Annotated in this window: 21 protein-coding genes and 1 pseudogene; 3 read left to right on the top strand and 19 right to left on the bottom strand. The window is 71.1% G+C overall.

From position 1 onward, the window contains the following. Positions 1-27: 27 nt before the first annotated feature. The 10 genes from OG522_RS38490 to OG522_RS38535 form a co-directional block, all read right to left on the bottom strand. Positions 28-942: an NAD(P)/FAD-dependent oxidoreductase gene (locus tag OG522_RS38490; RefSeq protein ID WP_329468095.1), complete on the bottom strand. Its 915-nt coding sequence runs from the start codon at positions 940-942 to the stop codon at positions 28-30. Further along, entirely contained in the window at positions 923-2,230 is a 1,308-nt protein-coding gene (locus tag OG522_RS38495) for an MFS transporter (RefSeq protein WP_329468096.1), read from the bottom strand. The genes OG522_RS38490 and OG522_RS38495 overlap by 20 nt, the downstream gene beginning before the upstream one ends. A gap of 47 nt (positions 2,231-2,277) precedes the next feature. Next, on the bottom strand, positions 2,278-3,171 hold the full coding sequence (locus OG522_RS38500) for a phytanoyl-CoA dioxygenase family protein (RefSeq protein ID WP_329468097.1): 894 nt from the start codon (positions 3,169-3,171) through the stop codon (positions 2,278-2,280). A 57-nt stretch (positions 3,172-3,228) separates the two neighbouring features. Continuing rightward, positions 3,229-5,049 carry a carbamoyltransferase C-terminal domain-containing protein gene (locus tag OG522_RS38505; RefSeq protein ID WP_329468098.1) on the bottom strand — a complete coding sequence of 607 codons (1,821 nt, stop codon included), beginning with the start codon at positions 5,047-5,049 and terminating at the stop codon, positions 3,229-3,231. Positions 5,050-5,065: 16 nt separating this feature from the next. Beyond that, positions 5,066-6,625 carry a radical SAM/SPASM domain-containing protein gene (locus OG522_RS38510; RefSeq protein WP_329468099.1) on the bottom strand — a complete coding sequence of 520 codons (1,560 nt, stop codon included), beginning with the start codon at positions 6,623-6,625 and terminating at the stop codon, positions 5,066-5,068. Between the two features lie 173 nt (positions 6,626-6,798). Further along, positions 6,799-6,963 carry a hypothetical protein gene (locus OG522_RS38515; RefSeq protein WP_329468100.1) on the bottom strand — a complete coding sequence of 55 codons (165 nt, stop codon included), beginning with the start codon at positions 6,961-6,963 and terminating at the stop codon, positions 6,799-6,801. Positions 6,964-7,463: 500 nt separating this feature from the next. Continuing rightward, positions 7,464-7,625: a hypothetical protein gene (locus OG522_RS38520; RefSeq protein WP_329468101.1), complete on the bottom strand. Its 162-nt coding sequence runs from the start codon at positions 7,623-7,625 to the stop codon at positions 7,464-7,466. Between the two features lie 221 nt (positions 7,626-7,846). Further along, positions 7,847-8,395 carry a hypothetical protein gene (locus OG522_RS38525; RefSeq protein ID WP_329468102.1) on the bottom strand — a complete coding sequence of 183 codons (549 nt, stop codon included), beginning with the start codon at positions 8,393-8,395 and terminating at the stop codon, positions 7,847-7,849. Positions 8,396-8,596: 201 nt separating this feature from the next. Then, on the bottom strand, positions 8,597-9,403 hold the full coding sequence (locus tag OG522_RS38530) for a VOC family protein (RefSeq protein WP_329468103.1): 807 nt from the start codon (positions 9,401-9,403) through the stop codon (positions 8,597-8,599). Between the two features lie 210 nt (positions 9,404-9,613). Further along, on the bottom strand, positions 9,614-10,417 hold the full coding sequence (locus tag OG522_RS38535) for a polysaccharide lyase family 7 protein (protein WP_329468104.1): 804 nt from the start codon (positions 10,415-10,417) through the stop codon (positions 9,614-9,616). 317 nt (positions 10,418-10,734) lie between these two features. On the opposite strand from OG522_RS38535, the gene OG522_RS38540 reads away from it, so the two are divergent. Continuing rightward, a complete protein-coding gene (locus tag OG522_RS38540) occupies positions 10,735-11,160 on the top strand; it encodes a VOC family protein (RefSeq protein WP_329468105.1) in 426 nt (141 codons plus the stop codon). A 353-nt stretch (positions 11,161-11,513) separates the two neighbouring features. After that, positions 11,514-11,987: pseudogene (locus OG522_RS38545) on the top strand (VanZ family protein); the annotation flags it as partial. Between the two features lie 258 nt (positions 11,988-12,245). Here the strand turns inward: OG522_RS38545 and OG522_RS38550 are convergent. The 3 genes from OG522_RS38550 to OG522_RS38560 all read right to left on the bottom strand — a co-directional run bounded on the left by OG522_RS38550 (position 12,246) and on the right by OG522_RS38560 (position 13,560). After that, positions 12,246-12,563: a hypothetical protein gene (locus OG522_RS38550; protein ID WP_329468106.1), complete on the bottom strand. Its 318-nt coding sequence runs from the start codon at positions 12,561-12,563 to the stop codon at positions 12,246-12,248. A 78-nt stretch (positions 12,564-12,641) separates the two neighbouring features. Continuing rightward, a complete protein-coding gene (locus OG522_RS38555; RefSeq protein WP_329468107.1) occupies positions 12,642-12,800 on the bottom strand; it encodes a hypothetical protein in 159 nt (52 codons plus the stop codon). Beyond that, on the bottom strand, positions 12,775-13,560 hold the full coding sequence (locus tag OG522_RS38560; protein WP_329468108.1) for a transglutaminase domain-containing protein: 786 nt from the start codon (positions 13,558-13,560) through the stop codon (positions 12,775-12,777). Before OG522_RS38560 ends, OG522_RS38555 begins: the two co-directional genes overlap by 26 nt. A gap of 206 nt (positions 13,561-13,766) precedes the next feature. On the opposite strand from OG522_RS38560, the gene OG522_RS38565 reads away from it, so the two are divergent. Then, on the top strand, positions 13,767-14,795 hold the full coding sequence (locus OG522_RS38565; RefSeq protein ID WP_329468109.1) for a LacI family DNA-binding transcriptional regulator: 1,029 nt from the start codon (positions 13,767-13,769) through the stop codon (positions 14,793-14,795). Between the two features lie 233 nt (positions 14,796-15,028). Here OG522_RS38565 and OG522_RS38570 read toward each other — a convergent pair whose 3' ends face one another. From OG522_RS38570 to OG522_RS38595, 6 genes are all read right to left on the bottom strand, one after another. Next, entirely contained in the window at positions 15,029-15,262 is a 234-nt protein-coding gene (locus OG522_RS38570) for a ferredoxin (protein WP_329468110.1), read from the bottom strand. 3 nt (positions 15,263-15,265) lie between these two features. Continuing rightward, on the bottom strand, positions 15,266-16,492 hold the full coding sequence (locus OG522_RS38575; RefSeq protein WP_329468111.1) for a cytochrome P450: 1,227 nt from the start codon (positions 16,490-16,492) through the stop codon (positions 15,266-15,268). Positions 16,493-16,789: 297 nt separating this feature from the next. Continuing rightward, the gene (locus OG522_RS38580) at positions 16,790-17,581 is read right to left on the bottom strand and encodes an ABC transporter permease (RefSeq protein ID WP_329468112.1); all 792 of its coding nucleotides are present in this window, start codon (positions 17,579-17,581) and stop codon (positions 16,790-16,792) included. Continuing rightward, the gene (locus OG522_RS38585) at positions 17,581-18,585 is read right to left on the bottom strand and encodes an ATP-binding cassette domain-containing protein (RefSeq protein ID WP_329468113.1); all 1,005 of its coding nucleotides are present in this window, start codon (positions 18,583-18,585) and stop codon (positions 17,581-17,583) included. Before OG522_RS38585 ends, OG522_RS38580 begins: the two co-directional genes overlap by 1 nt. A gap of 42 nt (positions 18,586-18,627) precedes the next feature. Then, positions 18,628-19,518, bottom strand: a complete 891-nt coding sequence (locus tag OG522_RS38590; RefSeq protein ID WP_329468114.1) for a DUF4097 family beta strand repeat-containing protein — start codon at positions 19,516-19,518, stop codon at positions 18,628-18,630. Positions 19,519-19,671: 153 nt separating this feature from the next. Further along, positions 19,672-20,193, bottom strand: a complete 522-nt coding sequence (locus tag OG522_RS38595; RefSeq protein ID WP_329468115.1) for a hypothetical protein — start codon at positions 20,191-20,193, stop codon at positions 19,672-19,674. Positions 20,194-20,436 lie beyond the last annotated feature (243 nt).

Genomic DNA, 20,436 nt, shown 5'->3' on the forward strand with positions numbered 1-20,436 from the left:
TCCTGCTCGGCTCGTGAGGGGTGGGGGTTACAGGTCGTACAGGGCGCCGGGGCGGTCCTCGCGGATGAGGTCGGCGTTGATGGCCATCGCGGCCAGTGCGCCGCTGGCCGCGGCCATGGCCGCCTGCTGCATGTTCTTGCCCAGGTCACCGGCGACGTACAGGCGCGGCAGCGAGGTGCGGCCGCGTTCGTCGGTCTGCACCTCGGTGAGGTCGGCCGCCTGGAGCCACGGGCGCAGCGGCTGGATGCGCGGCTCGGTCTCCAAGTGGGTGAACAGGGCGGCGAATTCGAGGGAGCGGCCGTCGTCCAGTTTGACGCTGACCCCGTCGGGCCCCCCCGCGAGGCCCAGCACCTTGTCCGCCACGGTGGGCACCCCGGCGGCGGCCAGCCGGGCCTGCTCGTCCTCGGGCAGCTCGCGCTGGTCGGACAGATAGGTGAGGGAGGACGCCCACACCGTGAGGGTGGCGGCCAGACACTCGCTGGGCACCCCTCCGCCGTACACGCCGAACGCCCCGTCGCGCACCTCGTAGGCGTGGCAGTAAGGGCACTCGAAGACGCTCTTGCCCCACAGGTCGGCGATGCCGGGCAGGTCGGGCAGGATCGAGCGCACTCCGGCCGCGTACAGCACCGTGCGGCTGCGCAGCTCGGTGCCGGAGCGGGTCACCGTGACCACCTGGTCGCCGTCGGGCGACACCGAAGTCACCTCGCCGTCGACCAGCTCCACCCCGTATCCGGCGATCTCCGCGCGGGCCCGCTCCCGGAAGTCCGCGATGCTCACACCGTCGTTGGTGGGAACGTTGTGCATGACCCCGGCCGCCATGTTCCGTGCGTCGCCCGAGTCGATCAGCACGGTCCGGCGGCGCGAGCGGCCCAGGTACAGAGCGGCGTTCAGACCCGCGGGGCCGCCGCCGACGATCACGGCGTCATACGGAGTGGCTGTCATTGTCTCCTCTTTCGTCATCTGTGTGCCGGTGGTGCGAGCCCGTACCGTCCACCGCGCCCTGAGTCAGGACGACCTTGCGCAGCGGGGCGAGCAGAACGAGGGCGCCCACGATCAGGGCGGCTCCGAACGTCACGAAGACCGTGGCGACGGAGGAGAAACGGGCGAGCAGACCGCCAAGCGCCGCGCCGAGCGGCATGGTTCCCCAGGAACACAGCCGCGACACGCTCATCACGCGGCCCTGGAGTTCGGCCGGCGCGAACCGCTGGCGCAGGGACAGGACCGGGATGTTCCAGCTCATCATGAACACGCCGTTGCACAGCAGGGCAGCGCCCACCGCCACCACGTTCCCGGCCAGCCCCATCGCGATGTACGCGGTGCCCGACAGTACGAGCGAGGCCAGGGCGAGCGGGATGGTGGGCACCTTCTCGGCAAGCCGGCCGGCCAGCCACGTACCGAAGACCGAGCCGATCGAGCCGACGGTGAGCAGCAGGCCGTAACCGACGGCGTGCAGGCGCAGCGACCCGTACGCCAGGAGCACCAGCATGGAGAAGGTCGCCGAGTACACGAGGCCGTACAGCGCGCTGGCCGCGAGGGTGCGGGCGAGCGCCGCGCGGCCGAGCACGAAGCCGACGCCCGCCCGGATCTCCCGCCACATCGAGGAGCCGGCCCGAGCGGTCTCCCGCGGCGCCGGTACGGCTTTGGCCAGGCCGGTGAGCAGCACGGCGGCGACCGCGTACAGGGCGCCGCCGGTGGCCAGCGCCAGGGTCGCGCCGATCCCGACCAGGAGCCCGGCGAGCGGCGGGCCCGCCATCTCGTTCAGGATGACCTGCGGGGCGAACAACTGCCCGTTGGCGCGCTCCAGTTGCTGCGGGGCGACGATCGCGGGCAGCATCGCGGGGCCCGCGGTCTCGGCGAGCGTCTCGGCGACGCCCAGCACGAACGCCAGCCCGTACAGGAGCGGCACCGAGCCCCCGGCGGCGAACGCGGCGATCGCCCCCAGCAGCGCCGCGGCCCGCACCACATTGCTGAGGACCAGCAGACGGCGCCGGTCGTGGCGGTCCACGAGCACGCCCGCGGGCAGCGCGAACAACAGCCACGGAAGCATGTTGACCGCGGTGAGCCCGGCCACCACCAGGGGCTGGGGATGGCCGGCGACCACGAGCAGGGGCAGCAGGGTACGGGTGATGCCGTCCCCGGCGTTGGAGGCCACCGAGGACGACCAGAGCCACCGGAACGGGCGCCCGAGCCGGGGCGCGCCGCGCAGGGCCCGGGGATCTGCCGTGGTCAAAGAACCTCACTCTGCTGTGGTGCGGGCACTCGTACGCGGTGGCTCATTCAGGCGGACCAGCTGCGCAGGCCCAGGAGCCGTTCACCGAGCGGGGTCAGCTCGGCGCGCCCGTACAACTCCCGTTCCCGCTTGCGGGGTTGACCGTGGTGCTCGTGCTCGTGCGGCGGGATCCGGTCCCGCCAGAACGCGATCCGCGTCTCGCGCAGGGCCGTGTCGTGCTCCAGCGCCGGGGACATGGAGATGTACTGGGCCATGCGCACCCGGTCCGGCGAGCGGTTGGGCCGTACACCGTGCGGCAGCAGGCTGTTGAAGATGATGAGGTCGCCGGGGTCCACCCGCGGGGTGACGATCTCGTGGCCCGTGAGGTCGGGGGTCATCGGGTCGCGGTCGGCGGGCTGCTGGGCGAGCCAGCCGTCGAGCTTCTCGAAGATGCCGGGCACGCACTGGAACCCGCCGATCTCCTCGTCGCCCGCGCTCAGCGACAGCACGCCCTGGCAGCTGATGGGCAGCGGGCGCCGCGAGGTGTCGACGTCCCAGTGGACGAAGCCCTCGAACTCGCGGGTGCCGCGGTTGGGCGGGTTGACGTTGGCGAAGTCGATGACCACCCACAGGTCCGTGGTGTCCCACACGTCCACGAACGCGTCGTACAGGCGCGGCGTCTGGCGGTTGTCCCACATCGCCTGGTGGTTGTAGATCTCCACCAGGCCGCTGTGTCCGGGCAGCCGCTGGCTGGGCGCGTCGCTCTTGTACCAGGTGGCCTGGTCGTCCGGATCCATGTCCTCGAAGGCGAACAGCGCCTCGGTCAGGCGTTCCACGTTGTCGGCGGGGACCGCCTGGCGCACGATGACATAGCCGAGGGTGATCCACTGCTCCCAGTCCTGCGGCGACAGGGTGCGCAGGGGCAGCCGTTTGCGGACGTCCCTGAGCTGGGTGGCTTCCATCGAGCTCCTCGTTCCGGTTGGTGCGGTGGGATGTCGGCGGCGCGTGCGCCGGGAGGGTCAGGAATGGATGACGGTGCGTTCACCGGCGAGTACGACGGCGTCCAGTGGGGTGCTGTCGAGCAGGGCCAGCGCCTCGTCGAGGCTGTTGAGGATCGGGCGCCCGCCCGCGTTGGCGCTGGTGTTGATGAGGACGGGCAGTCCGGTACGGGTCTTCAGGGCCAGGCACAGCCGGTGCAGCAGCGGGTGTTCGGTCGAGGTCACGGTCTGAAGGCGCGCGGTGCCGTCGATGTGCCGGACCTCGGTGAGGTCTTCGGCCCGCTCGGGCCGCACCCGTACGGCGAACAGCATCCGGTCGGTCTGGTCGAGCGGGCCGCTGAAGTACTGGCCGGCCACCTCGACCGGGCACAGCGGCGACACCGGGCGGAACCACTCGCGGTGCTTGATGGCCTGGGAAACGTGTTTGCGCGCGCCGGGCCAGTGCGGGGAGACGAGCAGTGAGCGGTGGCCAAGGGCGCGCGGGCCGGTCTCCATACCGCCCTCCAGCCAGGCCACGCAGTGGCGCGAGGCCAGCAGATCGGCGATCCGCTCGATGAACTCGCCCTCGCTCGTCAGGACTTCACGGCGGTGGCGGGTGTCGGAGGTCGTGGTGATGAGGGCGGGCCCGGCGTAGGCGGGCTCGGCGTCCTTCGTGCGGCGGGGCCGGTCCTGCGCGTTCGCGAGCGCCAGCGCGGCCCCCAGCGCGATGCCCGAGTCGTCACAGCAGGTCGGGATGTGGATGCGGTCGAACAACTCGGCTTGGGCGAGACGGGAGTTGGCGAGGATGTTCAGCGCGCAGCCGCCCGCGTAACACAGCACCCGGTACTCGGGATACCGCGCGTGCAGCGCCGTGACCAGGTGCAGCAGGTCCTGCTCCACGGCCGCCTGCACGGTCGCGGCCAGATCGCGGCAGACCGCGTCCTCGGGGCTCTTGCCGATCACGAAGCGGCGGCCGGAGGCGGCGCGGATCTCGTCGGGGAAGATCTCCCCGTAGGAGTGCACCACGTCGTCGTCGGTCGCGTCGGCGAGCAGCCCGTCGAGATAGCCGCCGGAGCTCTCGTCGTACTCGAACCAGCTGTCCTCGTAGCGCAGCGCGCTGCCGACGGGCGCGGTGTCGCCGAGCGGCGCGAACAGCTCGTCCGAGCGCCGGGACCGCTCCCCGATCATCATGGCCCGCACCACCGGCAACAGATCCGCGTCGACCTCGCCGGTGGCGGCCAGACCGAGCAGTTTGCCGGTGTCGAACTGGCCGCCGTGCACGCGCCGGGCCAGCGCCTCGTAGAGCAGGCCGAAGCGCGGGCCGTTGCGGTTGTCGAACGACCTGACCGGGACCAGGTCGTCGCCGTCGCCCAGGCAGACCATGCCGCACTCGGCGTAGTTGCCGGTTCCGTCCAGGGCCAGGGTGAGCGCCTTGGACTCGCCGGAGGTGTAGTAGGCGAGGGCGGCGTGCGCGTAGTGGTGGCGCACCGCGGTGAGCGGCACCGAGCGGGTGGCGTCGCCGAGCGCCCACTCCACCGGCTTCAACGGGCGCAGGACCGAGGACGCCAGGGCGTCGCCCGGCCTGCTCCAGGTGATGTCCTGCCCGACCAGTTCGGTGAGCGGGCCGGGCAGGATCTCGCAGGCCGGGGTGTACCAGTCGGACACGGCGATGCCGGTGACCGGGCCGCCGGCCCGATCGAACAGCGTGCCGATCCACCCGCCGACCTCGCTCGCGAACGTCTTGTTGCCGCCGCACACGTGGCGCAGTCCCACCTGGCGTTCGGCCTCGATGACATGGACGCCCCCGGGCTCGGCCAGGGCGGCGCCACCGTCGTGTCCGAAGTTCAGACCGATCGTCGGCATGAAGTGCAGCTCCCTCTCAAACGGCGGAGACGACCTGGGCGTGGTGCCGTTCGAGCAGTCCCTGCACGGTTTCGCGCATGTAGGCGCAGTACCCGGGCGACATGACCTGGATCGACCCGTTCTCCTCCTCCAGTGCTCCGGCCGAGCCGCCCGAGCAGGTGCCCTGGAGCTCGCAGCCCTGGCAGCCCGGCCCGTTGGTGTAGGCCCGCATCCCGTAGTCGCGGTAGCCGGGGGAGTTGAAGATGCCGCGCCAGTCGTCGATCGAGCCGAGTTTGCGCGCGGTCGCCTTGCAGGCGAAGACGCTGCCGTTGGGCTCGATGGACAGCTGCCGGCCGACCGCCGGGCAGGTCTTGTAGTCCGCCTGGGCGGCCCACTTCTGCTCGTCCGCGATCATCTGGAACGTCTGGTACCAGTAGCCGCTCAGCTGCACCCCGCGCTCGCGCCCGTAGTCGACGGCCGAGAGCAGCCGCTGCGCGACGTCGTGTGGGCTGTGCTGCTGGAAGAACTCGTTCGCCTGGAAGGAGACGATGACGTCGAGGGAGTCCAGGCCCGCCTCGGCGACGAAGTCGATCAGCGGGGTGCCCCACTTGTCCCAGGTGTACTGCGAAAGGACGGTCGTGATGCTGACCGGGACCCCGGCCGCCTTCATGTCGAGGATCGCCTTGCGGACCACGGGCCAGGCGGTGCGCTGCTGCTGGCCACCGCGGAACTCGCCGGTCTCGGGGACGAGGTAGTCGATGGAGACGGTGGTGGAGACCTGGTGCTCGGCGAGCGCCGCGAGCAGTTCGGCGTCGATCCGCGAACCGTTGCTGGTCATGTCGTACGAGAGGCTGACGCCGTCGTAGGACCCGCCGAAGGTGCGCAGGATGTGCAGGATGGTGCCGCGCGCCAGGGTCGGCTCGCCGCCGAAGAACGACACGGTGAGTTCGCCGCCGCCATTGGCCTTGCGCAGCGCGACGGCCTCCCGGAGCGTCTTCTCGGCGACCTCGGGAGACATGTGCATCGAGGGGTTGCGGCCGCCGTCGCTGCCCTCGTTCCAGTCGCCCTTGGCCAGGGTCGGGCCGGTGTCGCCGCGCGTCGCGCGCAGCTCGACCAGGACGGGACCGGGCTTGACCGACTCGCCGGAGTGGTTGCGTTCCTCGACGCCGCCGTCGAAGTTGTACGCGAAACAGCCCTGACAGCTGAAGTTGCACGCGTTGGTCAGGACCAGCTGGATCGAGGAGTGGAAGACGCCGGTGCTGAGCGCCTCGCCGCGGGTGGACAGCAGCGCGTCGATCTCGGCCGCCTCGTCGTAGCCCGCCGCCACCAGGTACTTGGCCTCGATCAGGCTCTCCACGGTCTCCTTGTCGGCGCGCTCCCACAGCTTGTCCAGGGGCAGCCCCTCGGCCGCGGTGCGCAGGAGGTCGATGGTGTCGCGGTCCACCAGCCGGGCGTTGCCGAACAGTGAGTGGAAGGCAATGGTGCGATCGCCGTCGTCGAAGTTCTCCAGGCGGCCGCCGAAGCGCGAGAAGTCGCGGTCGTTCGCTGAGCGCAGGGTCCGGACATAGCGGGAGGACTGATAAACCGGGGTGGACATCGGCGTGCTTCCTCCTGGGAGTTTCACGGTGTGCGGCGGGAAGCCTCAAGGAGAAGGGCAGGAGAGGGGCCCGTCGTGGTACGGGAAAACCGGGACCCACCGCCGCCGGGAGAGGATGTCGTGCTCAGACCGACCCCGTGACGACAGGTCCCGGAAGAGGAGCGGCGACGGCCTCAGGCCCGCGCGCTCGTTTCTTCCGCCTTCGCGGCGTCCGGAACCGACTCCGCCTTGGGAAGCGGGGTGATCGTCGGTGCATTGCCCTTGTCGGTCGACACGAACCCGCAGGGCCGCGAAGACGCGGTGGGTGTCGGGTTGTTCATCTTGGTGACTTCGGCCATCTGGGTCACTCCTCGCCGTGAGATGTACGGTGCGTGGAACTACCGACGTGTCAGCCAAGCACGGCCGCGGCGGGAGCGAGAACTTTCTTTCTGGCCATATCGGCCGCCCGCCCGCCCGCGCGGCGCAGCCCAGAACCCTGCGCACCAGGGGCCCCACGCGTTACCCGCCCCAAGCCCGCCCGAACGCACCGAACCCTGCCCTTAACTGCGCGAACGTGGCCGGGAGGTGGGCGCACGACCATCGAACCCCGCATGACCCACGAGCTTCCGGAGCGACCCGGCGCACGCTCCGGCTCATCGGACAGACGGACCATTCCCGGCAGGGTCCGCGACCGGTATCCCTCTGGACACGTGGAGGGCGTACACGGTGAATCTTGAGCGGGGGTGCGGTGGGCCGGGTCGGCCGGGGCCGAGCCGGCGGGGCCGGGCGCCGTGGCGCGGGGGAGCACACGCCGCCCTGGCCACTGACTCAGCCGAGTCGCATCGGCCGCGACCCGTGGTTACGCGGCCTCCTCGCGCCGTTCGACCACCAGGAAGCTGTCGCTTTCGAGGTCCATCACCACGGCGGCCGCGTGGCCGCGGCTCCTGAGCTGAGCCGCCAGCTCCTCGGCGGGCCACGACCCGCGCGGGCCACCAGCGGGGAAACGTCCCAGCACCGACATCGAAGCCACCTCCGCATTCAGGCACTCACCCGTACGGTGCGCCTGCCCCCGAACCGCACAACCATGCCCGGACATGCGAAGCCCCCGCCGGGTGGGGGAGTCCGGCGGGGACTGAACTGCGCTTGCCCGGGATCGCGGAAAGCATGCGCCGGGATCCGGGAGTCATCAACGGCGGGGACCATTCGCTGGTGTTGGTCCGCGAACAGCGGGGCCCCGAGCCCTCAGAGCCAGCTGACCCGCATGCCGGTGACCGAGCCCGGGGCCGCGTCGTCCGTCGGGCGGCCGAGCTCTCCCGACCACACCCGGTCAAGGAGCCGGCGGACGGTGTCCGCGATCTCGGGCGCCGCCGTGCGCAGTCCGTGCGCGTCCGCCGCCGGGATCTCGTCCGGGGAGATGCTCGTCTCCTTCAACAGGCTTGAGACGTCGGTGAGTTGGTTGGTCAGCCAGGTCAGTGGATCCCTGGACAGCTCGTCCACGAAGACCCTCGGGCTCGGGTTCCAGCCGTCGAAAGCCGGGTGGTGGTGTGTCCGGTCGAAGGTGTTCGGGGCGGCGTTCGCGTCCTGGAGGAGGTCCACCCGCCACAACGGGCGGCCGATCGTGATGGGCCGTGCGGAGTAGACGGAACCGGTCAACTCGCCGCGTTCGAAGATCCGCAGCTCCAGGCGCACTCCGCGCTCGGGGGTGTCCTGTCCGGGAAGTGGATCCGGGTCCACGAAGTAGAGATCGCTCACCACGACGCCGACCCGCTCGAAACCGAATGCGTACAACACGTCAACCTCCCGGGCTGCTGGTGGGACGTAAGCCTGCTGGTGGGACTTACGTCCTGCTCACCGAGCCTAGGGAACTCCGCGCCTTCGTCACCCGTGCCAAACCGGCCAACGCGCGGGGGCGTTCGGGCCGCACCAGGCGCGTCAGCGGGCTCACCGTTGTCGGTGGCAGGGCCGACGGCCCTGCCACCGGTACGGCGCCGGTCAGGCGGGCTCGGGCCCCTTCGCGTTGATGACCGCGAAGACCGCGCCCTGCGGGTCCTGCACGACGGCCATCCGGCCCGCCATCATGTCGAACGGCGGCTTGAGGACGGTGCCGCCGCCGCGGACCACCGTGTCGACCGCGCTGTCGGTGTCGTCGACGGCGAAGTACGTCAGCCAGTGCGAGGGCGTCTGAGGGGGCAGGTTCTCGATGTTGGAGAGGGCCTGCATGCCTCCGACGGTACGGTCGGCCACGTTCATCGCGAAGTAGCCCTCCCCGCCCTCCATGGGGGCGGCGGTGATGCCCAGCGCCTTGGAGTAGAACGAAGCGGCGGCGTCCGTGTCGCTGGTGTTGAGCTCGTTCCAGATGATCGCGCCGGGTTCGTTGACGACGCCCGCGCCACGGAAGTCCTTGGCCTGCCAGAGGCCGAAGACCGCGCCCGTGGGGTCGCTCGCGACGGCCATCCGGCCGAGCGACATCACGTCCATGCCGGGCACCATCGCCTGGCCGCCGTTGCTCGCGCTCTTCTTCTCCGTGGCGGCGAGGTCGTCGGTGGCGAGGTAGGTGGTCCACACGGCCGGCGGCATCGGGTCGGGCTTGCTGCCGTCCGGATTCATCGCGGCCATGATCCCGGCGACCGGTTGGCCGCGCAGCGAACAGAGCGCGTAGCCGCCGGTTTCGGGCGGTCCGACCTCTCCCTGCCAGCCGAACAGATCCCGGTAGAAGTCGAGAGCCGCCTGCTGATCGGGAACCATCAGGTCGCCCCAGCACGGGGTGCCGGGCGTGTACGGACCGGTGACATCTGGCATGAACAGCCTCCATGGACTGACTGGGCGCGGAGTGGCGTGCGTACCCGCCTATATGACCTCAAAACAGTCAAGCACTGGTCAGTGAGAGGTGCACGGCCGTGAACGACGCCCGGGGCCGTCAGCCGGTCATGGCCGTCCCCAATCGCTCACGGTGCGCCCGCGCCGTGGCCCTCAGCTCGTCCAGCGCGTGCCTGGCGCCCATGCGGTGGCTCAGCCGTGGGCGACGCTGAGCCGGTAGAACGCGACGCGGGCGCCCTTCGTGGTGCTGTCGGAGGACGACTGGTTGTACGAGCCGGCCTTGAAGTACTGCTGGTAGGCGTCGAAGGACGACGGGATGGAGTAGTGGGTGGTGCTCGCGTTGACCGTCACGTCGAGTGTGTGTCCGTCCGATACGCCGATCGTGTAGCTCCACGTCTTGCCGACCGGCACATGGCCCACGGGGTGGCTGGTCTGGCCGCCCGAGGGTGAGTTCTCCGTGCCGAGGACGATGTCGCCGTTGGCGCGGTAGTACAGCTCCACCAGCGGTTTGGTCGAGGAGCCGCCCGTACCGAGGTGGATCTGCCCGACGCAGACGTTGGACGTCACCGACACCACGCGCAGCGTCGCGTCGAGGCGGTGGGTGCCGCGCAGCGGCCAGTTCGCGGGGCTGCCGTCGCGGTTCATCTCGCGCAGCTCGGAGCGGGCGTAATGGGAGTTCGGCGTGGTGACGCCCTTCTCGGGTGCCCAGAACGCCATCGCCCCGTCGTGGCTGTCGGTGTAGAAGTACGCGTCCTGGAACCCGTTGGCTCCCTGGAGTCGCGCGGAGGGGATGGTGGTCGGCGAGCCGGGGGAGCCGATGGGCTCCTGGAGCTCCCACACGGACAGGTCGAAGTGCCCGCCGGGCGCGGTCTGTTGCATGGTCCGCGCGGCGGGGCGCGCAACGGACGGGGCGGCCGACGAGGCGGGAGCCGCGAAGGTGATGCCGGTGGCGGCGGTGGCGACGGCCAGAGGGATGAACAGCGTGCGTATGCGCATGGGTGCTCTCCGGGCTTGTCCGCGTGGGGGTTTACGTACTTGAACAGCGAGTGTGGACGTGAACGATTCGAGGGAACGGTAGAACCCCGGCGGGGGCGGGTCAATATCTGTGACGGCGCGGGATCGGTGGGCGGGCGGGGGAGGCGTGGGTGAGGTGTGCGGCCGCCGTGTCGGCGGCGGAGGTTGCGGGGTCCCGGCCCTGGTGTGGCGGCGGGGGCGGCGCGGTTTCTGCCCCCTGTGCCCCGTTTCAAAGGACGGATTGAAGTGTCCGGTGCCAATCCCATGCGGGACCGACCGCGGCCCGTAGCCTGTGCCGGGTGAACGTTCTCTTCGTCGCGAGCGTGGCGGTTGTCACCGCTGACCCACCGCAAAGCCGCAAGCTGTTCATTGATGCCCTCGGCCTCACGCTGGAGGGCGAAGGCGACGGCTACTACTCCAGCGGAAACATCCCCGGCAGCAAGCACTTCGGAGTGTGGCCGCTCTCGCAGGCGGCAGAGGCATGCTTCGGCACACCGGAGTGGCCCGCCGACCGGTTGGTCCCCCAGGCCTCGATCGAGTTCGAGGTGGAGGACGCGGAAGCTGTCGCGGCGGCGGGCGGCGAGCTTCAGCGCGCGGGTTTCGAGCTGTTGCACGCGGCCCGCACAGAACCGTGGGGGCAGACGGTGACCAGAGTTCTCACGGAGGACGGCTTGATCGTCGGCATCTCCTACGCTCCGGCGTTTCACGGCAAAGAGCCAGCCTGAGCGCCCGGCGCCGCGCCCGCGAGAGAGCGCGACGGAACGTCAAATGTGCGCCCGCCGCCCCCGCTACGCGGGCGGGCTGTGTCTTGCGGCGGTGACGGGGCAGGACCCGCCGGAGGGAGGCGGCGAGTATGCGGCCCCGGTTCAGCGGGGGAGGCGGCGACGAGGTCCCGGCCCCGGTTCAGCCGGGGAGGCGTGGGCGAGGTGTGCGGCCGCCGTGCCGGGCGAGGGAGGCGGCGGCGAGGTTTCGGCCCCCGGTTCAGCGGCGGCGGCGAGGTTCCGGCCCCCGCTCCGGCTGGGCTTCTGTCAATGGGCGCGGATGCGTGGGCAGTTGAGTGCGGGGTAGCCGGAACGGTATGGGTTCCGAACCGCGGCTTCAACGGCGTACCTGGAAAGCAGTCCTGGCCCGCACGGCCGTGCTGGTGGTCGGCTTCGTCTGCATGGTGGCCTTCGCGGTGGCGCTGGCCAGGGTCACCCTGGTTCCCTCACCCGCGTCGGTTCCCCTGACGCACACCAACCTCCACCCGGGTGACTCCATCCGCGCCTACTTCGCACAGCCCGACTGGCGCGACACGGTGAAGCAGGTCGGCGGCAACATCCTGCTCGGGATGCCGTTCGGTGTGCTCCTGCCGGTGCTGTTTCCCCGGACGCGCGGACTCCTTCGCGTCGTCCTCATGACCGCCTTCGTGATGCTGACGGTCGAGACGGCCCAGGGTCTGCTGGTCACCGGCCGCGCCTTCGACATCGACGACGTCATCCTCAACTCCCTTGGTTCCTTTGCCGGTTACCTCCTCCTCGGCCGCAGGCTCGGACGCGCCCTGTACCCCCGGCGCCATCACTGGTGGCAGCGGCGCGCCGCGCCGGTGGAGCCGACCGACACGGAGACGGCCCCGGAGCGGCCCGTCGGGAACGCCGGGGATGCCAAACCCGCCGGGGCCGCCGGGGCCGCCGGGGCCGCTGGGAACGCCGGGGCTGCCGGGGCCGCCGGGGACGACGCCCAGAAGGCGGGGCGGCCGCGTCTGCCGGCCATCCTGAGGGCCGTACGGAAGCCGATCCGGTAGGAGCCGGACCGGCCGTCGCCCCAGGCGCTATTCGGTGTCGATCCCCGTGATCACCGCGTCGCCGAGCGGCGCCTCGTGCGCGGCGTAACCCGCCGTCCGCAGCGCGGCGGCCACCTTCCGGCGGGCCTCCTGCTCGGCCGCCGCGGTGTCGTCCGCCTCCACTTCGAGGCGCACGCTGAAGGCCGGAGTCCCGCTGTAGAAGGTGAGCATGTCCAGCTCCTCCGCCCGGCCGAGGTGGGTCGCCCGTGGGTCGGCGGGACGCAGGGCCCGTACGAGGGCCTCGGTAGTCTCCTCGGTGCGCTCGGCGAGGAGGGTGCCTGGGATCGTCACGACGTAGTTGGTCATGCGGTTTAGGTGTGCCCAGCCGCCGCCGACACACACCCTCCGCGCGCCCGCTCCCCCCGGTGGCCGACCCTCGCCCGGTCAGGGCGCGATGCGGCGCAGTCGTCGGATGGGCGGGCCGTCGAGGAGGGCGACGGCGCCGCCGCCGAGGGCGGCCGCGGTGGAGATCAGCAGCAGGCGGTGGACTCCGGCGAAGGATTTCGCGCCCGGCCGGCTATGCGCCCGCCGAGTGACGCCCAAGGACGGGCTCCGCCAGCAGCCGCGCCATGGGGCAGAGGGTTTGGCCGTGCCGGGCGAAGAGCTCGTCGCGCGAGTCGAAGTGGCCCAGGTCGGCAAGGACGTAGGCCGAGAGATCGCACGCGGGCTCCGCGGCCGGGCACACCGTCGTGCCGTCCCAGTCGATCGCGGTCCTGGACAACGCCTCGAAGAGCGTCTCCGCACCGGCGTTGGTGAAGCCGCCACCGTTGCCCCGGCTCAACTCATCGAGCCCACCGAAGAGTTCGGAGACGGCCAGCCAGGGAGCGGCGGGCCGGCCGGACGGAGACAAGCCCTCGACGCGGAACTCCGGCCAGGCGAGCAGAACCTGATCCGGCACGATCCGGTGCAGCTGGGGGAAACGCGGATACCAGAACCTGCCGTCCACCAGCAGGCCACGCACCCGCGTGGCCACGCCGGATGCCCGCGCGACGGACTCCAGCACGGCCAACCGCTGGCTGCACGAGCCACGACCGCGGCGCAGCACCTCAGACACGGGCCGCTCGTCCCGTACGGAGTACACCGGCCGCACGGTCGAGGCGATCAACCGGTGGGCCTGCCGCAGGGTCGCCATCGGGTCGGCGGGGGCCGACGGCTCCGGCGTCCCGGCGATCCGGTGGAGCAGCGAGGTGACGTGCGGATGCCGCCAGTTGAGGATCCGCGTCGGGTCGGTGCTCCCCGGGGTCTCCTGGCCAGCCGTCCCCGCACGGGCACGGCGTCGCGGCATGAGCAGCGAGCTCGTCATCGCCGTGGTCCTTTCGTTCAGCGCCCTGGCGGGGGCAGTACGTATGGTGACAGAGAATTTGAACGCGTTCAAAGACGGGTTCGGTGCTCGACGGATCCTCCGCGTCCCGGCTCGCCGCGCGGGCACCGCCTGCCCGTGGTTCTTCGGCGTCGGCGAAGATGGGGCGGCGCCGCGTTGGCCGTTCCAGCAGAGGAGTGTTTGCGCAGATGCCCGCTTCCGGTTCCAAGCCTCCGACGATCGCCGATGTGGCGCGCGTCGCGGGGGTGTCGCGCACGACGGTCTCGCACGCGCTCAACGGTCTGGGCAAGGTGGATCCCCGGACCCGGGAGCGGATCAAGCAGATCGCGCTTGAGCTGGGGTACCGGCCCAACTTGCGTGCGCAGCGGCTGCGTACCGGGCAGGCGAAGGCCATCGCGCTGGTGTCGTCCATGCCGTTCGCGGTGGCCGGGGGACCGTCGCGGCTCGGGTTCTACATGGAGGTGGCGGCCGCCGCCGCCGAGAGCGCGCTCGTCCACGACTACGCCCTGGTGCTCGTGCCGCCCGTACAGTCCGGGTCCGCGCTCTACTCCCTGGACGTCGACGGGGCCATCGTGGTCGAGCCCGACACCGACGACGCGGCGGTCACGCAACTGCGCGGGCGCGGGCTGCCGTACGTCGCCCTCGGCCGGCCGGTCGCGGCCGACGACGACGCGCCGTACGTGGACCTGTGGGGCGAGGAGGTCGCGACCGTGCTGCTCAGCCATCTGCGGGCGCAGGGGGCCGGACATCCGGCGCTCGTCGTGGGCTCGGGGTCGCGGCATTCGTCGGTCGACGCCCGTGTCGCCTACGAGCGGATGGCGGCGGAACAGGGCTGGGAACCCATCGTCGAGGCATGGCCCGAGACGGGGGGCGAGCAGGCGGCGTACGAGCGCTGTACGGCGCTGCTCGCCGCGCATCCCGAGATCGACGCGGTGTGCGCGCTGGTGGACGCGTTCGCGGTGGGCGCGGTCCGGGCCATCCAGGACAGCGGGCGCACCATCCCGGACGACGTCATGGTCGCCACCCGCTACGACGGGCTGCGGGCCCGCACGTGCCAACCGCCCCTCACCGCCGTCGATCTGCATCTCGACCGGGCGGCGTCCGACGCGGTGGAGCTGCTGCTCGCGGGGCTGCGGGGCACCGCGGTCACCCCTGCCCCGACCGCGGCGCCCGCGCCGACTCTGGTCGCGCGCGCTTCCTCGATCAGAGCCGTGTAGCGGGCGCCGGGGGCCCCGGCCCGGCGGCGTGGCGGACGGATCCGCACCCGCGAGAGCCCGCACCGTTGCGCGACGGTGCGGGCTCCTGGTCCAAGAAATACTGCGGTCGCTACGGGTCCGTTGTGGAAGTGCAGCGGTCGCTATGAGTCCGTTGTGGAAGTGCCGCGGTTGCTACGAGCCCGGCCGCGAGGTGCCGCGTTCGGCTACGAGCCCGTCCGCGAGGGCCGCGGTCGCTATGAGCCGGTGGAATCCGGGGCGTTGAGGGCGATGGCTCCGGCGGGGCACAGGCCGACGGCCATCCGCGCGGCGGCCCGGTGCTCGGGGCCCGGCGCGGAGTGCAGGAGCACCACCAGGCCGTCCTCGTCGTCCTGGTCGAAGACCTCGGGGGCCGTCAGGGCGCACATGCCGGCGCCGACGCAGCGGTCACGGTCGACGCCGAGACGCAGCGGTTCTTGTGGGTCGCTCATGGGCTACTCCTTGTCCCAGGTGACGGGCAGGCTGATCACACCGTAGATGTTGGCGCGGTCGCGCAGCGGCACCTCCTGCGGCGGCACCGCGAGACGCAGGGTGGGGAAGCGGGCCAGGAGGGCCGGGAACGCGACGGTCATCTCGACGCGGGCGAGCTGCTGGCCCAGGCACTGGTGGGCGCCGTGTCCGAAGGCCAGGTGCCCGGTGGCTTTGCGGTTGATGTCGAGCCGGTCGGGGTCGGGGAACTTGTGCGGGTCGCGGTTGGCGGCCTGTACGGAGACGGTCACCGTCTCGCCCGCCCTGATGAGCCGGCCCTCCACCTCGACGTCTTCGAGCGCCGACCGCATCAGCGGGTCGGCCACGCTGAGATAGCGCAGCAACTCCTCCACGGTCTGCCCGGCGAGGCCCGGATCGGCGCGCAGGGCGTCCAGCTGGTCCGGATTGCTGAGCAGGGCGAAGGTGCCGAGGCCGAGCATGTTCGCGGTGGTGTCGAGTCCGGCGGCGAGCAGCAGCCCGCCGATTCCGGCCAGCTCCTCGTCCGTGAGGTCGGAGGTGGTCAGATCGCTGAGGAGGTCGTCGGTGGGCTCGGCGCGCTTGGCGAGGACGAGTTCGCTCAGGTACTGGAGCAGCGCCGTATAGGCCTCGCCCTTCGCCCCCGCGTCCGCCGTCTGGTCGAAGATGGTCGCCACCTGGCTCTGGAAGCGCTCCCGACCCTCGTAGGGCACACCGAGCAGCTCGCAGATCATGAGCGTGGGCACGGGCTGCGCGAACGCCTCCACCAGGTCGGCCGTGGGCCCGGCCGCCTCCATGGCGTCCAGACACTCCGTGGTGAACTGCTCGACGCGCTCGGTCAGTTGGCGCATCCGGCGGACGGTGAACTTGCCCGTGAGTAGGCGCCGGTAGCGGGTGTGGTCGGGGGCGTCGAGACCGGTGATGTCACCGACCGGCGCCGGCGGCAGCTGCCCCGACAGGCCCTCTATCGGTAACGGCGTATGCAGGAGTTCGTAGCGTGAGCTGAAGCGCGGGTCGGCCAGGACCGCGCGGGCGGCGCTGTGTCCGGTGACCAGATGGCCCAGGTGTCCGTCGGCGTAGCGCATGCGGCGCACCGGCTCGTCGCTCAGGGCGGTGAGCCCGGCGGGCGGGTCGAAGGGGCAGCCGGCGCGCCGGTCGGTGGGCAGGGTGGGCGGCTCGTCGGCGGTGGTGCCGTGGCTCTTCGGGTCGTACGACATGGGGTCCTCCCGTATTCCGTGGGGCGAGGTGCGGCTGGCGTGCAGTGGCGTGCAGTGGCGTGAGGAGCGCGGCGGGGCGGGTTACCACTCGTCATCGGTGAAGTGGTGTGAAGGGAGCTGTGGACTCCTGACCGGTGAAGCGGTGTGCGGGGCGCTGCGGACTCCCGACCGGGACCGGTGAAGCGGTGTGTGGCGGGTGGGGGGCTGTGGGTTCCCGACCGGGACCGGTGAAGCGGTGTGTGGCGGGTGGGGGGCTGTGGGTTCCCGACCGGTGAAGTGGCTTGTGCGGAGCGGCAGTTACCGCTTGGCGCCGGACTTGAAGGTGTGCCGGGCCCACAGGTAACCGACCAGGCAGAGCGCCACGCACCAGGCGAGGCCGATGACCGCGCTGGAGCCGAATTCAGTGCCGAGCCACAGACCGCGCAGGGTCTCGATGATCGGCGTGAAGGGTTGGTACTCGGCGAACCAGCGCAGGCCGGTGGGCATGGACTCGGGCGGCACGATGGCACTGCCGATGAACGGCAGGAACGTCAAGGGCATAGGGATGTTGCTGGCGGTCTCCACGTTCTTGGCGACCAGGCCGATACCCGCGCAGAGCCAGGTCAGCGCGAGGGTGAGCAGGGCGAGCAGGCCGATGGCGGCGAGCCACTCGGTGGGCGTCGCGGTGGGGCGGAAGCCCATCAGGAGGGCGACGCCGATGACGAGCGTGACGCTGATCATCGTCTGGATCACGCTGCCGACGACATGGCCGGTCAGGAACGAGGCCCGGGAGATCGGCATCGTACGGAAGCGGTTGACGATGCCCTCGGTCTTGTCCATGCAGACGCTGATCGCGGTGGTCAGGGCACCGGAGGTGGCGGCCATCAGGATGATGCCGGGCGAGACGTAGTCGATGTACCTGCCGCCTCCGGTGGCCGCCGCGCCGATGCCGCTGCCCAGGGCGCTGCCGAAGGCGTAGTTGAACAACAGCAGCATCATGAGCGGCATGATGACGACGGTGAGCGTCAGGGACGGGTAGCGCAGGGCCTTCTTGAGGTTGCGCCGCAGCATCGTCCTGGAGTCTTTGGCGGCGTACGACAGGGTGGTCATCAGGCGCTCTCCTTGAGCGGTGCGACGGTGCCGGAGGGGCGGGGCCGACCGGTGAGCGTCAGGAAGACGTCGTCGAGGTCGGGGGTGTGCACGGTGAGCGACTCGGCCCGGACGCCGGTGGACTCCAGGGCGTCCAGGACCGCCCGCACGGTGGGGATGGAGCCGTCGCCGGGGATCTGGAGGGAGAGCGAGTCGTCGTCGCGGGTGGCGACGCCGAAGATGTCCGCGGCGGTGTCCATGCTCTGGGCGTCGGCGAACCGCACCCGGATGTGGCCGCCGGGGATGCGCTGCTTCAGTTCGTCGGAGGTGCCCTCGGCGATCAGCCTGCCGTGGTCCAACACCGCGATGCGATCGGCGAGTTGGTCGGCCTCGTCCAGGTACTGCGTGGTGAGGAAGATGGTGACGCCGTCATCCGCGACGAGCTCGCGGATGATCTCCCACATGGTGCGGCGGCTGCGCGGGTCGAGCCCCGTGGTCGGCTCGTCCAGGAAGATGATCCGCGGATCACCGACCAGGGTCATCGCCAGGTCGAGCTTGCGCCGCATGCCGCCGGAGAAGGTGACGGCGGTCTTGTCCGCCACCTCCAGCAGGTCGAAGCGGCGCAGCAGTTCGCCGGTTCGCCGCTTGCCCTCGCGCCGGTCCAGGTGGTGCAGATCCGCCATGAGGAGCAGGTTCTCCTCGGCGGTCAGCAGATTGTCGACGGCCGAGAACTGGCCGGTGACGCCGATCGCGGAGCGCACCGCGTCGGCGGCCCGGGTGACATGGTTGCCCGCGACCCAGGCCTCGCCCGCGTCGGCGTCGATGAGGGTGGAAAGGATCTCCACCGTCGTGGTCTTGCCGGCTCCGTTCGGCCCGAGCAGCGCGAAGACGGTGCCTTCGGCGATGTTCAGGTCGATGCCGTCGAGCACGAGCTTGTCGCCGTAGGACTTGCGCAGTCCGGTGGCGGTGATCGCCGGCGCCGTCGTGTTCGCGGCGCCCGGCGCGCATGCGTGGGGCGTGGTCATGCTGCTTCCCTTTCTGCGGTGGGGAGTTGGGGGAAGGCGGAGTCAGGCACGACGGATGATGATGTCGCCGACCGAGCTCCGGGCATGCACCTCGACGGTCTCGTCGGACTCCTGGGGCCCGGCGGCGGAGCCGAGCGAGTTGCGTACGGTGCCGAACTTGGGGGTCAGGTCGAGCCAGGCCGCGGTGCCCTCGCGGACGCCCACTTCGAGGTCGCCGACGGCGGTGCGCAGGTCGATCCGGCCGCGGGCGACGTCGCCGACGCGGATGGCGCCGTTGGAACTGGAGGCCTCGACACCGGCGTGGGCGACGCCGATCTCGATCCGGCCGTTGGCGGCCTTGGCGTCGACGCCGCTGTGTGCGATGCCGATGGAGATCTCGCCGTTGGCCGCGTTGGCCTTCAGGCTGCCGGTGACCTCGCCGATCGTGGTGGCGCCGTTGCCGTTCTTGACGGTCGCCGCGGCCGCGACGGTGCCGATCTCGACCCGGCCCATGCCGCTGACCTGGATGTCCCCGGTCGAGCGGGCCAGGCGGATGTCACCGGTGCTGGTCTTGAGTTCGGCGCCCGCCACCTCGTCCAGCTGGACGTCACCGAGGCCGGTCCTGAGCACGGTCTCGCCGAGGCGGCCTTCGCAGATGAAGTTGCCCATGCCCGTGGTGCCCCGGACATCGGATCCGGCGGGCAGTTCGATGCTCACCTCGATGGCGCCGGGCTTGCCCCACGGGGACCGCTTCTTGGGCGTCTTGACCGTGAGCCGCCCGCCCGTGCAGGTGACCTGGGTCTCCTGCACGGCGCGTACGTCCTTGGCGTCGGAGCCGTTGTGCGGCAGCACCTCCACGACCGTGTCGGTGCGCTTGCCCGCGCTGATGCGGACGTAGGCGACCTCGAATTCGAGGGTGACGGAGATCGGTTCAGGGGTGTCGAAAGCAGGCATGGCTGTGCCGTCCTTTTGGCTTGGTGGGTGATCCCGCCGGTGAAGCGGGGTGATAGGTGACGTTGGTGGATGGGCGATCCGCCGGTGGGACGGGTGATGGGTGACGTTGGTGGGTCGGCGAGCCGCCGGTGAAAGAGGGGGCGGGCCTCGGCCCTAGCGGACCCAGCCGGTGAAGCCCCGGATGCCCGAGTCTTTGCCGCGACCCGACGGGTCCACGCGCTGTGTGCCGTCAAGGGCGGTGGATACGGCCCGGACCAGCCAGGCGTTGACGGAGAGGCCCTCCGCCGCCGACGCATTCTCGGCGCGGGCCTTGAGATGGGCAGGGAGGCGGAAGTTGATCCGCGACATGGTGCCGTCGTCGGTGTCCGCGTGCGGGGGCGGCGGCGCGGGTGCGGCGAGCGGTGCCCCCGCCTCCCGGTACGGCTCGGCCGCGGGCGGCGCGGTCACCACGAACTCCGGGTCGAGTCCGCGCAGCCGCACGTCGACCGAGCCCGGGGCCAGCTCCAGCGTGACCTCGGCCATGGCCGCGGACAGCGCGTTGAGCAGGGTGAGCCGGGTGGCGGACTCCAGGGGGGCCGTGAGCCGCTCGGCCAGGGCGCGGGCTTCGTCACCGCCGGCGTCCGCCGCGACGGCGAGTTCGTGCCGGAGGTTGTCGACGTAGGGCGTGAGGTCCATGACGCCATCATGGCACATGTATGGCGCCATGGCGAGCCAAGCTGGCTCTTTGGTGGCGCATTAACCTCTGACCTGGCATTTCTCCGGCTTCGGGGTGTGGCGCGATACTGTCCTGCTGAGCTCGTGGCGTGACGGTGGCGCCATCGTGATGTCACGGTGGCGCCACTCGGGCGGCCGGGCCCGGCTTACTGACGTGCCCGCCCGGTGCCATATCTCCGGACGTCTGCCGGGTTCGGCCGGACC

The organism is Streptomyces sp. NBC_01431 (genome assembly GCF_036231355.1).
In the GTDB taxonomy this organism is placed as follows: domain Bacteria; phylum Actinomycetota; class Actinomycetes; order Streptomycetales; family Streptomycetaceae; genus Streptomyces.

Excerpts from the sequence above, each read along its gene's own strand:
- OG522_RS38505 (WP_329468098.1), bottom strand. The coding sequence starts at position 5,049 with ATGCCGACGATCGGTCTGAACTTCGGACACGACGGTGGCGCCGCCCTG.
- OG522_RS38550 (WP_329468106.1), bottom strand. The coding sequence starts at position 12,563 with ATGACCAACTACGTCGTGACGATCCCAGGCACCCTCCTCGCCGAGCGC.
- OG522_RS38580 (WP_329468112.1), bottom strand. The coding sequence starts at position 17,581 with ATGACCACCCTGTCGTACGCCGCCAAAGACTCCAGGACGATGCTGCGG.
- OG522_RS38590 (WP_329468114.1), bottom strand. The coding sequence starts at position 19,518 with ATGCCTGCTTTCGACACCCCTGAACCGATCTCCGTCACCCTCGAATTC.
- OG522_RS38585 (WP_329468113.1), bottom strand. The coding sequence starts at position 18,585 with ATGACCACGCCCCACGCATGCGCGCCGGGCGCCGCGAACACGACGGCG.
- OG522_RS38490 (WP_329468095.1), bottom strand. The coding sequence starts at position 942 with ATGACAGCCACTCCGTATGACGCCGTGATCGTCGGCGGCGGCCCCGCG.
- OG522_RS38500 (WP_329468097.1), bottom strand. The coding sequence starts at position 3,171 with ATGGAAGCCACCCAGCTCAGGGACGTCCGCAAACGGCTGCCCCTGCGC.
- OG522_RS38515 (WP_329468100.1), bottom strand. The coding sequence starts at position 6,963 with ATGGCCGAAGTCACCAAGATGAACAACCCGACACCCACCGCGTCTTCG.
- OG522_RS38510 (WP_329468099.1), bottom strand. The coding sequence starts at position 6,625 with ATGTCCACCCCGGTTTATCAGTCCTCCCGCTATGTCCGGACCCTGCGC.
- OG522_RS38595 (WP_329468115.1), bottom strand. The coding sequence starts at position 20,193 with ATGGACCTCACGCCCTACGTCGACAACCTCCGGCACGAACTCGCCGTC.
- OG522_RS38530 (WP_329468103.1), bottom strand. The coding sequence starts at position 9,403 with ATGCCAGATGTCACCGGTCCGTACACGCCCGGCACCCCGTGCTGGGGC.
- OG522_RS38535 (WP_329468104.1), bottom strand. The coding sequence starts at position 10,417 with ATGCGCATACGCACGCTGTTCATCCCTCTGGCCGTCGCCACCGCCGCC.
- OG522_RS38570 (WP_329468110.1), bottom strand. The coding sequence starts at position 15,262 with ATGAGCGACCCACAAGAACCGCTGCGTCTCGGCGTCGACCGTGACCGC.
- OG522_RS38520 (WP_329468101.1), bottom strand. The coding sequence starts at position 7,625 with ATGTCGGTGCTGGGACGTTTCCCCGCTGGTGGCCCGCGCGGGTCGTGG.
- OG522_RS38575 (WP_329468111.1), bottom strand. The coding sequence starts at position 16,492 with ATGTCGTACGACCCGAAGAGCCACGGCACCACCGCCGACGAGCCGCCC.
- OG522_RS38560 (WP_329468108.1), bottom strand. The coding sequence starts at position 13,560 with ATGACGAGCTCGCTGCTCATGCCGCGACGCCGTGCCCGTGCGGGGACG.
- OG522_RS38565 (WP_329468109.1), top strand. The coding sequence starts at position 13,767 with ATGCCCGCTTCCGGTTCCAAGCCTCCGACGATCGCCGATGTGGCGCGC.